The sequence below is a fragment of the Pseudomonas sp. BN415 genome, assembly GCF_029871195.1.
Lineage (GTDB): Bacteria > Pseudomonadota > Gammaproteobacteria > Pseudomonadales > Pseudomonadaceae > Metapseudomonas > Metapseudomonas resinovorans.
The window spans coordinates 15,567-27,642 of sequence record NZ_SSOK01000071.1; the positions used below are offsets into that span (position 1 = coordinate 15,567).

Sequence of the window (12,076 nt, forward strand, 5' to 3'; positions counted from 1 at the left end):
GGGTCTCTTTGATTTTGTTGTTGTAATAACAAAATATTTTGAATTACCTAGTGAATTTTTAATCGAATTGGCAGTATTGTGGTTTGTATAAAAACAAATTCACCCGCTACCTGGAGTCGAATCCATGCATCCCCGCGTACTTGAGGTAACCGAACGCCTGGTGGAGCGCAGCCGCGCAACCCGCGAGCGCTACCTGGCGATGATTCACAAGGCGGCCAGCGATGGGCCGCAGCGCGGCAAGCTGCAATGCGCCAACTTCGCCCATGGCGTGGCCGGTTGCGGTGGTGGCGACAAGCAGCGCCTGCGCCTGATGGATTCGGCCAACGTGGCCATCGTCACCGCCTACAACGACATGCTCTCGGCTCACCAGCCGTACGAGGACTACCCGGAAAAAATCCGCCAGGCCCTGCGCGACATCGGTTCGGTGGGCCAGGTGGCCGGCGGTGTACCGGCCATGTGCGATGGCGTCACCCAGGGGGAGCCGGGCATGGAGCTGGGCATCGCCAGCCGCGAAGTGATCGCCATGTCCACCGCGGTGGCGCTGTCGCACAACATGTTCGATGGGGCACTGTTCCTCGGTATCTGCGACAAGATCGTCCCCGGCCTGATGATGGGCGCGCTGCGCTTCGGCCACCTGCCGTCGATCTTCGTGCCGGCCGGGCCCATGCCGTCGGGCTTGTCGAACAAGGAAAAGGCCGAAGTGCGCCAGCGCTACGCCGAGGGCAAGGCCAGCCGCGATGAGCTGCTGGAGTCGGAGATGAAGGCCTATCACAGCCCCGGCACCTGCACTTTCTACGGCACCGCCAACACCAATCAGATGCTCATGGAAGTGATGGGCCTGCACCTGCCGGGCGCCTCCTTCGTCAACCCGAATACCCCGCTGCGCGAGGCACTGACCGTGGAGGCGGCGCGCCAGGTCACGCGCCTGACGAAGCAGGGCGGGCAGTTCGTGCCCATTGGCGAAATCGTCGATGAGCGTGTGCTGATCAACTCGATCGTTGCCCTGCACGCCACCGGTGGTTCCACCAACCACACCCTGCATATGCCTGCCATCGCCCAGGCGGCGGGCATCCAGCTCACCTGGCAGGACATGGCGGATCTCTCCGAGGTGGTGCCGACGCTGGCCCACGTCTATCCCAACGGCAAGGCCGACATCAATCACTTCCACGCCGCTGGCGGTGTGGCCTTCCTGGTGCGCGAGCTGCTCGATGCCGGCCTGCTCCATGAAGACGTCAACACTGTCATGGGGCGCGGCCTGCGCCATTACACCCGTGAGCCGTTCCTGGAGGACGGCACGCTGGTGTGGCGCGAAGGTTCGGGCACGAGTCTGGACGCATCCATCCTGCGCCCGGTTTCTACGCCCTTCTCGCCGGAAGGTGGTCTACGCGTGATGGTGGGCAATCTCGGTCGAGGCGTGATGAAGGTGTCCGCCGTGGCACCGGAGCACCAGGTGGTCGAGGCCCCGGCGCGGGTCTTCCATGACCAGCAGGCGCTGGCCGATGCCTTCAAGGCCGGTGAGCTGGACCGCGACCTGGTGGCGGTGATGCGCTTCCAGGGCCCGCGCAGCAATGGCATGCCCGAGCTGCACAAGATGACCCCCTTCCTCGGTGTGCTACAGGACCGTGGCTTCAAGGTGGCCCTGGTCACTGATGGGCGCATGTCCGGCGCCTCGGGCAAGATTCCCGCCGCCATCCACGTCTGCCCGGAAGCCTTCGACGGCGGGCCGCTGGCACGGGTGCGCGACGGCGACCTGATTCGCGTAGATGGCACCACCGGCACGCTGGAAGTCGTGGTGGATGCCGCCGAATTCGCCGCCCGCGAGCTGGCACCCTGGGACCTCGAAGCGAACGTGGGAACGGGGCGCGAACTCTTTGCCTTCATGCGCGAATCCTTCAGCAGTGCCGAGCAGGGTGCCAGTGCCTTCACCCGCAACCTGGAGAGCTTGAAGTGAAGTTGGCGCTGGTCGGAGACATTGGCGGTACCAATGCGCGCTTCGCACTCTGGCGCGACGAAAAACTCGAGTCTGTGCGCGTGCTGGCCACCGCCGACTTCGCCGGTCCGGAACAGGCCATCAGTCACTACCTCGCCGGCCTCGGCCTGGCGCTGGGTAGTCTGGGTGCCGTCTGCCTGGCGGTGGCCGGGCCCGTGAGTGGCGAGCACTTCCGCTTCACCAACAATCACTGGCGCCTGAGCCGCTCGGCCTTCTGCCGCACCTTGCAGGTGGAGGAGTTGCTGCTGATCAACGACTTCTCCGCAATGGCCTTGGGCATGACCCGCCTGCGCGAGCACGAAAAGCTGCAGATCTGTCCCGGCGTCGCCGACCCGGGCAGTCCGGCGGTGGTGATCGGCCCGGGCACCGGCCTGGGCGTCGGCACCCTTCTGCCATTGGGCGAAGGGCGCTGGAAGGCGTTGCCGGGGGAGGGCGGACATGTCGACCTGCCGGTGGGCAACCTGCGCGAGGCAACCCTCTGGCAGCAACTGCACGGCCAGCTTGGTCATGTCAGCGCCGAGAACGTGCTCAGCGGCAATGGGTTGCTACAGCTCTATCGTGCGGTCTGTGCCGTGGACGGTCATGCACCGCGCCTGGCTTCGCCTGCGGAAGTGAGTGCGGCGGCGCTGGCGGGCGACCCGCTGGCTGAAGAAGTGCTGGACCTGTTCTGTGGCTGGCTTGGGCGAGTGGCCGGTAACAACGTGCTGACCCTTGGCGGCCGTGGCGGTGTGTATATAGTCGGCGGCGTGGTGCCGCGCTTCGCAGCCTTCTTCCAGAAGAGCGGCTTCGCCCGCGCCTTCGCCAGCAAGGGCTGCATGAGCGGTTATTTCGAAGGCATCCCCGTGTGGCTGGTGACAGCTGAGTACCCCGGCCTGGAAGGCGCGGGCGTCGCCCTGCAACAGTCGCCATTCCGTAGGATGGCGTAGAGCGCGGCGAAACCCATCAACCCCAGCGGTGGGTTATGCAGGCTCGCGGAATGCCGCCCGACCCACCCTACCGCCGTGTTCGAAAACGAGCGTGTCGATAACAACAAAGGACGGCCACTGTGAGCCAATCCGGAAAATCCATTCTCCTGGTGGATGACGACCAGGAGATTCGCGAACTGCTAGAAACCTACCTGAGCCGCGCTGGCTTCCAGGTACGCAGCGTGGCCGATGGCGACGGCTTCCGTCGTGCCATGGGTGAAGAAGCGGCGGACTTGGTGATACTCGACGTGATGCTGCCCGACGAAGACGGCTTCAGCCTGTGTCGTTGGGTGCGCGCCCATCAGCGCCTCGCGCAGGTGCCGATCATCATGCTCACCGCCAGCTCCGACGAAGCCGACCGCGTGATCGGCCTGGAGCTGGGCGCCGACGACTACCTCGGCAAACCCTTCAGCCCCCGCGAGCTGCTGGCGCGGATCAAGGCCCTGTTGCGTCGCGTCGGTTTTGGTCAGGAGCGTGCGGTGGTCGAGGTGCTGGCCTTCGATGAATGGCGCCTGGACATGATCAGCCATCGTCTGTTCCACCTGGACGGCGAGGAGGTGATCCTTTCCGGCGCCGACTTCGCCCTGCTGAAGCTCTTCCTCGACCACCCGCAGCAGATCCTCGATCGCGACACCATCGCCAACGCCACCCGTGGCCGCGAGGTGATGCCCCTGGAGCGCATCGTCGACATGGCCGTGAGCCGCCTGCGCCAACGCCTGCGTGACACGGGCAAGGCGCCACGGCTGATCCGCACCGTGCGCGGCGCGGGCTACTTGCTGGCGGCGCAGGTGACGCCGCACCACCATGCTTAGGCTGATGCCGCGCTCGCTGCTCGGGCGCATGCTGTTTCTCACCCTGCTGGTGGTACTGCTGGCCCAGGCGTTGTCCAGCGTCATCTGGGTCTCGCAGTTGCGCGCCAGCCAGATGGAAGGCCTGCTCACCAGCGCCCGCAGCCTGGCGCAATCCATGGTCGCCAGCGTCAGCTACATCCGCTCGCTGCCCATCGGCTACCGCCCCATGGTGCTGGATCAGTTGCGTTCCATGGGCGGCACGCGCTTCTTCGTGTCCCTCAACGACAAGCCGCTGGAGATGCGCGTGCTGCCGGAAACCCCGCGCAAGCGCGCGGTGCTCGACGAGGTGGAAGCGGTGCTGCGTGAACGGCTGGGCAAGCAGGTGGACCTGTCCCTGCACTTCGTCAATCCGGACGATCTGCGCATCTTCAACAGCGGCCTGAAGCTCGATGAACTACCGCGCTCCTGGGCTCACTACGCGCTGACCCTGGAACCGGTGAATCCGCCCATCCTGGTCACCCAGATCCAGATCGGGCCCAGCGAATGGCTGTACCTCGCATCCTTGATGCCCGAGCCCTATGCCACGCTGGAAGACCAGGGCCTGCCCACCCAGCAGCTGTGGTTCATCCTCCTCACTAGCTCGTTCCTGCTGCTGTTCATCGGCCTGCTGGTTCACTGGCAGAGCCGCCCGCTGAAGCGTCTGGCCAGGGCCGCACGGGAAATGTCCCTGGGGGCGGAAGTGGAACCGCTGCAGGAAGCCGGTGGCAGCGAAGTGGCCGACGTGAGCCGCGCCTTCAACAGCATGCGCGAACGCATCAGTCGCTACCTCAGCGAACGCAGCCAGTTGTTCAGCGCCATCTCCCACGACCTGCGTACCCCCATCACCCGACTGCGCCTGCGGGTGGAGCTGCTGGAGGACGAGACACTGCAGGCCAAGTTCAGCCGTGACCTGGATGAACTGGAACTGCTGGTGAAGGGCGCGCTGCAGTGCGTGAAGGACACCGATATCCACGAGAACATCGAGCCGGTGGATCTCAATCACTTGCTGCACGGGCTGATCGAGCCCTACCTCGGCTCCGGCCAGGTGACGCTCGAAGGGGAAGCGAGTGCGTCCTATCCCGGCAAGCCCCTGGCCCTGCGTCGCTGCATCGGCAACCTGGTGGACAATGCCTTGAAATACGGTGAGCGCGCGCACCTGCAGATAGAAGACAGCGACGACGCCTTCGTGCTGCATGTCGACGACGAAGGCCCCGGCGTGCCGGAGCAGAAGCTGGAACAGGTGTTCGAGCCGCACTTCCGCCTGGCCGGCCATACGCAGGGCTATGGGCTGGGGCTGGGCATCGCGCGGAATCTGGCGCACAGCCATGGCGGAGAACTGAGCCTGCGCAATCTGCGTGAAGGCGGCTTGCGAGTGACGCTGTGGTTGCCCAGGCAGGCCTGATTTTCTCCCTCTCCCGGAGGGAGAGGGAGTCAGCCCGAGTTTTGTAACCACCCCGTGACCATCCACTATCCCTTTGTTACCCGCGGGCTTGAAGGCCGTGGTTAGACTGCAGGCAAGCGCAAGCACCGACTTGCACAGTCATAAAAACAAGAAGGTATCCCCGTCCATGAATGCCATCTCCCGCCTGGCCGCTGTCGTTTCCCTCGCCTCCCTGTTCCCCCTGTCCGCCCTCGCCGGCGAAGTGGAAGTCCTGCATTGGTGGACGTCCGGTGGCGAGAAGCGCGCCGCCGATACCCTGCAGAAACTCGTCGAAGAGAAAGGCCACACCTGGAAGGATTTCGCCGTTGCCGGTGGTGGTGGCGAGGCCGCCATGACCGTGCTGAAGACCCGCGCCGTTTCCGGCAACCCGCCGTCTGCCGCGCAGATCAAGGGGCCGGATATCCAGGAGTGGGGCGAGCTGGGTCTGCTGGCCGAACTGGATGAGGTCTCCAGCGAAGGCAAGTGGGATTCGCTGCTGCCCAAGCAGGTGGCGGACATCATGAAATACGACGGCCATTACGTGGCTGTGCCGGTCAACGTGCACCGGGTCAACTGGCTGTGGATAAACCCCGAGGTCTTCCAGAAGGCCGGCGCGACGCCGCCAACCACCCTCGACGAATTCTTCGCCGCCGCCGACAAGCTCAAGGCGGCCGGCTTCATCCCGCTCGCCCACGGTGGCCAGCCCTGGCAGGACGGCACGGTGTTCGAGGATCTGGTGTTCAGCATTCTCGGCCCGCAGGGCTACCACAAGGCCTTCGTCCTGCAGGACAAGGCGACCCTCACCAGCGACAAGATGGTGGAAGTCTTCGCCGCCCTGAAGAAGCTGCGCAGCTACGTCGACCCCGACGCCGCCGGCCGCGACTGGAACAGCGCCACCGGCCTGGTTATCAACGGCAAGGCCGGCATGCAGGTCATGGGCGACTGGGCCAAGAGCGAGTGGAGCGCCGCCGGCAAGGTGGCGGGCAAGGACTACCAGTGCCTGCCATTCCCCGGTACCCAGGGTAGCTTCGCCTACAACATCGACTCACTGGCCATGTTCAAGCTCAAGGATGAAGCGAACATCCAGGCGCAGAACGACCTGGCGCGCACGGTGCTCGAGCCGCAGTTCCAGCAGTTCTTCAACCAGAACAAGGGCTCCATCCCTGTTCGCCTCGATCAGGACATGTCGAGCTTCGACGCCTGCGCCCAGCAGTCCATGAAGGACTTCAAGGAAGCGGCGGCCGGCGATGGCCTGCAGCCCAGCCTGGCCCACGGCATGGCCGCCTCCAGCTACGTGCAGGGCGCGGTGTTCGACGTGGTGACCAACTTCTTCAACGACCCCGCCGCCGACCCGAAGAAGGCCGCGCAGCAACTGGCCGCCGCGATCGAAGCGGTGCAGTAAGCGCGCACCCGGGCGGGCCTTGCCCCGCCGGATTCCAGGTCTGATTTCCGGCACATGCCCAGGCATGTGCCTTGGGATCGGTCGCGCCTGAATTACCTGTAGGAGCCAGCTGGCTGGCGATGCGGAGTTGGTCGGCTACCTCGATGCCGGTCGGCTACCTCTGTTCGCCAGCAAGCTGGCTCCTACGAGGTCCGTGCCACCGCTCTTTCCTTGCGAGGAGTTATCCATGTCTTCAACCGCAGTCTTCGCCAAGGCCTCACCGCTGGACGCGCTGCAACGCTGGCTACCCAGGCTGGTGCTGGCGCCCAGTGTGCTGATCGTGCTGGTCGGCTTCTACGGCTACATCCTCTGGACCTTCCTGCTGTCCTTCACCAACTCGCGCTTCATGCCCAGCTACAAGTTCGTCGGGCTGCAGCAATACGAGCGCCTGCTGGACAACGACCGCTGGTGGGTGGCGAGCCAGAACCTGCTGGTCTACGGCGGGATGTTCATCGGCATCAGCCTGGTGATCGGCGTGTTCCTGGCGGTACTGCTGGACCAGCGCATCCGCCGCGAAGGCTTCATCCGCACCGTCTACCTCTACCCCATGGCACTGTCGATGATCGTTACCGGCACCGCCTGGAAGTGGTTGCTCAACCCCGGCCTCGGCTTGGACAAGCTGCTGCGCGACTGGGGCTGGGAAGGCTTCCGCCTGGACTGGCTGGTGGACCCTGACCGGGTCGTCTATTGCCTGGTGATCGCCGCCGTGTGGCAGTCCTCGGGCTTCGTCATGGCGCTGTTCCTCGCCGGCCTGCGCGGGGTGGACCAGTCGATCATCCGCGCCGCCCAGGTGGATGGGGCGAGCCTGCCGACCATCTATCTGCGCATCGTCCTCCCGAGCCTGCGTCCAGTGTTTTTCAGCGCGCTGATGATCCTCGCTCACATCGCCATCAAGAGCTTCGACCTGGTGGCGGCGATGACCGCCGGCGGCCCCGGCTACGCGTCCGACCTGCCGGCGATGTTCATGTACGCCCACACCTTCACCCGCGGCCAGATGGGCCTCGGCGCCGCCAGCGCGATGCTCATGCTCGGCGCGGTGCTGGCGATCCTGGTGCCCTACCTGTACTCCGAACTGAGGAACAAGCGCCATGACTAGCCTGGCCGGAAAATCCGCCTTCAGTTTCAGCCGCCTGGCCATCCACGCCACGCTGTTCGTTGCCTGCGCCGTCTACCTGGTGCCGCTGGTGGTGATGCTGCTGACCAGCTTCAAGACGCCGGACGACATCCGCACCGGCAACCTGCTGTCGCTGCCCGATGTGTTCACCCTGGTGGGCTGGGCCAAGGCCTGGGCCAGCGTCGGTGGCTACTTCTGGAACTCGGTGAAGATCACCGTGCCAGCTGTGATCATCTCGACCCTGCTCGGCGCGCTGAATGGCTACGTGCTGTCCATGTGGCGCTTCCGCGGATCGCAGCTGTTCTTCGGGCTGCTGCTGTTCGGCTGCTTCCTGCCGTTCCAGGTGGTGCTGCTGCCGGCGTCCTTCACCCTCGGCCAGTTCGGCCTGGCCAACACCACCGGCGGCCTGGTGCTGGTGCATGTGGTCTACGGCCTGGCCTTCACCACGCTGTTCTTCCGCAACTTCTACGTGAGTATCCCGAACGCCCTGGTGAGCGCGGCGCGGCTCGACGGGGCGGGGTTCTTCACCATCTTCGGGCGCATCCTGCTGCCCATGTCGGTGCCGACCATCATGGTCTGCCTGATCTGGCAGTTCACCCAGATCTGGAACGACTTCCTCTTCGGCGTGGTGTTCGCCAGCGGCGATACCCAGCCCATCACCGTGGCCCTGAACAACCTGGTGAACACCAGCACCGGAGCCAAGGAATACAACGTCGACATGGCCGCCGCGATGATCGCCGGCCTGCCCACCCTGCTGGTCTACGTGCTGGCCGGCAAATACTTCCTGCGCGGGCTCACTGCCGGCGCTGTAAAAGGCTAGGAGTCGCACCTATGGCAACCCTCGAACTGCGCAACGTCAACAAGTCCTACGGCAGCGGCCTGGCGGACACCCTGAAGAACATCGAGCTGTCCATCGACTCCGGCGAGTTCCTGATCCTCGTCGGCCCTTCGGGTTGCGGCAAATCCACCCTGATGAACTGCATCGCCGGGCTGGAGAGCATCAGCGGTGGCGCGATCATGGTCGACGGCCAGGACATCAGTGGCATGAGCCCCAAGGATCGTGACATCGCCATGGTGTTTCAGTCCTACGCCCTGTACCCGACCATGAATGTGCGCGAGAACATCGCCTTCGGCCTGAAGATCCGCAAGATGCCGGCGGCCGATATCGACGCCGAGGTAGCGCGCGTGGCCAAGCTGCTGCAGATCGAGCACCTGCTGCAGCGCAAGCCGGGTCAGCTCTCCGGTGGCCAGCAACAGCGCGTGGCCATGGGCCGGGCGCTGGCGCGGCGGCCGAAGATCTACCTGTTCGACGAGCCGCTGTCGAACCTTGACGCCAAGCTGCGGGTGGAGATGCGCACCGAGATCAAGCTGATGCACCAGCGGCTGAAGACCACCACCGTCTATGTCACCCATGACCAGATCGAGGCCATGACCCTGGGCGACAAGGTGGCGGTGATGAAGGACGGCATCATCCAGCAGTTCGGCACCCCGCAGCAGATCTACAACGACCCGGCCAACCTCTTCGTCGCCGGCTTCATGGGCTCGCCGCCGATGAACTTCATCCCCCTGCGCCTGCAGCGTCGCGACGGCCGCCTGGTGGGCCTGCTGGACAGCGCCGACGGCCACTGCGAACTGCCCCTGGGCGACGCCGACGGCGATTTGGAAGGGCGCGAGCTGATCCTCGGTATCCGCCCGGAGCAGATCCTGGTCGGTGTCAGCGACCTGCCCGCCATTCGTGCCGAAGTGCAGGTCCTGGAGCCAACCGGCCCGGATCTCCTGGCCTTCGTCGAGATCAACCAGACCAAGGTCTGCTGCCGCCTGGCCCCCGATGCGCCGGTGCGAGTGGGCGACACCCTCGACCTGCAGTTCGCGCCCGACAAGGTGCTGCTGTTCGACGCGCAAAGCGGCGAGCGGCTGTGTGCACCGGGAAAGGCCCGCAGCCCTGAGCGGCAAGCCAAGGTGGCGCAGCTCAAGGGACGTTGAACCGTAGCCCGGATGAAATCCGGGGATTGGCTGGCACGGCCTTCCCGGATTGCGTCCGGGCTACCTGAAAAGACGATCCAACGACGTACAACAATAAAAATCTGGAGTGGACATGAGCACGACGATCAAAGGTTTGTGGGTACTGCCCTGCGCGCTTTTCGCGGTTTCCGGTGTGGCGCAGGCGGTGGAGTTCACCGGCTACATGCGCAGCGGCGCCGGCGGTTCCAGCGAGGGCGGCACACAATCCTGTTTCCAGTTGCCGGGGGCGCAATCGAAGTACCGTCTGGGGAACGAATGCGAGCAGTACATCGAACTGGACCTGCGCCAGGACCTGCTCAAGCTCGATGACGGTTCGGTGGTCAGCGTCGAAGGCATGGCGCAGCTCTACAACGAGTACGGCCATACGCCCGAGTTCACCGGTGATCATGGCTTCGCGCGGATGAACCAGATGTACGCCGAGTGGAGCAACATGCCGGCGCTGGGCGGCGGCTCCTTCTGGGCGGGGCGCCGCTTCTACAAGCGGAACGACATCCACATCTCCGATTTCTACTACTGGAACCAGAGCGCTACCGGCTTCGGCTTCGATGAAGTGGCCATCGGCGACCTCAGGTACAGCTATGTGTTCTCGCGTAAGGACAACTACGACCAGGACCCTTACATCAACCGACATGACTTCAACGTCGCGGGCTTCCAGACCAACCCCGGCGGCGAAGTGGAGCTGGGCGTCAGCTACCTCGCCAAGCCCGACAGCACGGACGCCCACAGCGGCTGGTCGGTGGCGGCGCAGCACAAGCAGAAGGCGTTCCTCGGCGGGGTGAATACCTTCGCCCTGCAATACGGGCGTGGCCCGGGCACTGCGCTGGGCTACACCGGCGACCCGACCCTGGACAACGCCAACCAGAGCTGGCGCGTGGTGGAGTTCTTCGACTGGCAGGTGACCCCACGCTTCGGTGGCCAGTTCGAGGTGATCTACCAGAAGGACAAGCGCCCGGATGGCGACGACCAGAACTGGTTGTCCGTCGGCGTGCGTCCGAGCTATGCGATCACCGAGCAGTTCAAGCTGGTCACCGAACTGGGCCGCGACCAGGTTGAAGCCCCGGGCGGCACCCGCAAACTGACCAAGTTCACCATCGCGCCCACCTGGTCGCCGGCCGGTCCCGGCTTCTGGGAACGCCCGGAAATCCGCCTCTATTACACCTACGCGAGCTGGAACGAAGCCGCCCAGCGCGCGGCCAGCGAACTGGCAGCGGGCTCGGCGCTGTCGGATACCGGCGCCTTCGGCGATGCCCTGCACGGCTCCAACTTCGGTGTGCAACTGGAGTACTGGTGGAAATGACCGGGAACGACGATGACCTCCGGTGAAATCCGCCGTCGCGGGCCGTGCCTGGTGAAGGCAGGGGAGGGTGCTGACCATCCCCTTGCCGGCCTGTTGCGTCCGGCGAATGGGCAACCCTTTCGCTGGGCCGAGCATCAGGGGCGCGAGCTGCTGTTGGTGGAGCACCCGCGCTGTTCGGCGGTGTTCAGCCGCCAGGGCGGCCAGTTGCTGCACTTCCAGCCATCCGGCGAACGTCCGTTGCTCTGGTGCGCGGCGCGTTGGCCGCGCATCGGTGCCATTCGTGGTGGCGTCCCGGTCTGCTGGCCGTGGTTCGGTCGCCACCCCATGGAAGGTGGCTGGCCGCACCACGGTTGGGCGAGGTTGTCGGATTGGCGACTTATCCACAAGGAGGCCGACACCGACGGCGTGCGCCTGAACTGGTGTCTCGACCTGCACGACTGGCAGGTGGAGCTGGTGGCCGAGCTGGGCGAGCGCATGAGCGTGCAATTGGTCACCCGTCACCGTGACAGCGAGCCCTGCGTGCTCAGCCACGCGTTGCACGCCTATTGGCGAGTCAGCGATGTGGCGCGGGTCGGGTTGCTGGGGCTGGACGGCGCCGAAGGCCGCGACCTGCTGAGCCGCGAGGCGTGCCGGCAGGAAGGTGAGTTACGGGTGATCGATGGCTGCCACACGGTGTTCCGGCGCGGTGGGCGGGTGCGGATTCAGGACGCCGGGTGGCAGCGGCGGTTGTGCATCGAAGGTGGGCGCAATCCTGGCACCGTGGTCTGGCATCCGGGCAGCCGGCCCTTGGCGGAAGTCAGCTGGTCGGAAGGGCTTGGCTTTCTCTCGGTACAGGGCGCGGCCTGCGGTGAGGACAGCGTGGAACTGGTGGCGGGGGAGGAGGCGCGGCTGAGTTTGAAGGCGTGGGTGGGGTGAAGCCTAGGGTGGATCATGCTTCATCGATCCTCCATCGGAGTCGTACCAGGGCGCAATGGTGGATGGAAGAGCGCCATCCACC

At 65.0% G+C, this 12,076-nt stretch carries 10 protein-coding genes; all 10 read left to right on the plus strand.

The genetic code is table 11. From position 1 onward, the window contains the following. Positions 1-124 precede the first annotated feature (124 nt). The 10 genes from edd to E8F20_RS27290 all read left to right on the plus strand — a co-directional run bounded on the left by edd (position 125) and on the right by E8F20_RS27290 (position 11,994). Positions 125-1,951 (plus strand): phosphogluconate dehydratase, encoded by a 1,827-nt coding sequence (gene edd, locus E8F20_RS27245; RefSeq protein ID WP_280286535.1) that lies wholly within the window; start codon positions 125-127, stop codon positions 1,949-1,951. Then, the gene (locus tag E8F20_RS27250) at positions 1,948-2,916 is read left to right on the plus strand and encodes a glucokinase (RefSeq protein WP_280286536.1); all 969 of its coding nucleotides are present in this window, start codon (positions 1,948-1,950) and stop codon (positions 2,914-2,916) included. The genes edd and E8F20_RS27250 overlap by 4 nt, the downstream gene beginning before the upstream one ends. 119 nt (positions 2,917-3,035) lie before the next feature. Beyond that, complete coding sequence (locus E8F20_RS27255; RefSeq protein WP_028630341.1) at positions 3,036-3,767, plus strand: response regulator; 732 nt, start codon at positions 3,036-3,038, stop codon at positions 3,765-3,767. A 4-nt stretch (positions 3,768-3,771) separates the two neighbouring features. Continuing rightward, positions 3,772-5,187: an ATP-binding protein gene (locus E8F20_RS27260; RefSeq protein WP_280286537.1), complete on the plus strand. Its 1,416-nt coding sequence runs from the start codon at positions 3,772-3,774 to the stop codon at positions 5,185-5,187. Between the two features lie 166 nt (positions 5,188-5,353). After that, entirely contained in the window at positions 5,354-6,607 is a 1,254-nt protein-coding gene (locus E8F20_RS27265; RefSeq protein WP_280286538.1) for an ABC transporter substrate-binding protein, read from the plus strand. Positions 6,608-6,833: 226 nt separating this feature from the next. Beyond that, on the plus strand, positions 6,834-7,742 hold the full coding sequence (locus E8F20_RS27270) for a sugar ABC transporter permease (RefSeq protein ID WP_028630344.1): 909 nt from the start codon (positions 6,834-6,836) through the stop codon (positions 7,740-7,742). Next, positions 7,735-8,580, plus strand: a complete 846-nt coding sequence (locus tag E8F20_RS27275; protein WP_280286539.1) for a carbohydrate ABC transporter permease — start codon at positions 7,735-7,737, stop codon at positions 8,578-8,580. The genes E8F20_RS27270 and E8F20_RS27275 overlap by 8 nt, the downstream gene beginning before the upstream one ends. An 11-nt stretch (positions 8,581-8,591) precedes the next feature. Further along, positions 8,592-9,743 (plus strand): sn-glycerol-3-phosphate ABC transporter ATP-binding protein UgpC, encoded by a 1,152-nt coding sequence (gene ugpC, locus E8F20_RS27280; RefSeq protein WP_280286540.1) that lies wholly within the window; start codon positions 8,592-8,594, stop codon positions 9,741-9,743. A 202-nt stretch (positions 9,744-9,945) separates the two neighbouring features. Next, a complete protein-coding gene (locus E8F20_RS27285; RefSeq protein ID WP_280286677.1) occupies positions 9,946-11,079 on the plus strand; it encodes a carbohydrate porin in 1,134 nt (377 codons plus the stop codon). A 12-nt stretch (positions 11,080-11,091) separates the two neighbouring features. Next, a complete protein-coding gene (locus E8F20_RS27290; RefSeq protein WP_280286541.1) occupies positions 11,092-11,994 on the plus strand; it encodes a D-hexose-6-phosphate mutarotase in 903 nt (300 codons plus the stop codon). The last annotated feature ends 82 nt before the right edge of the window (positions 11,995-12,076 follow it).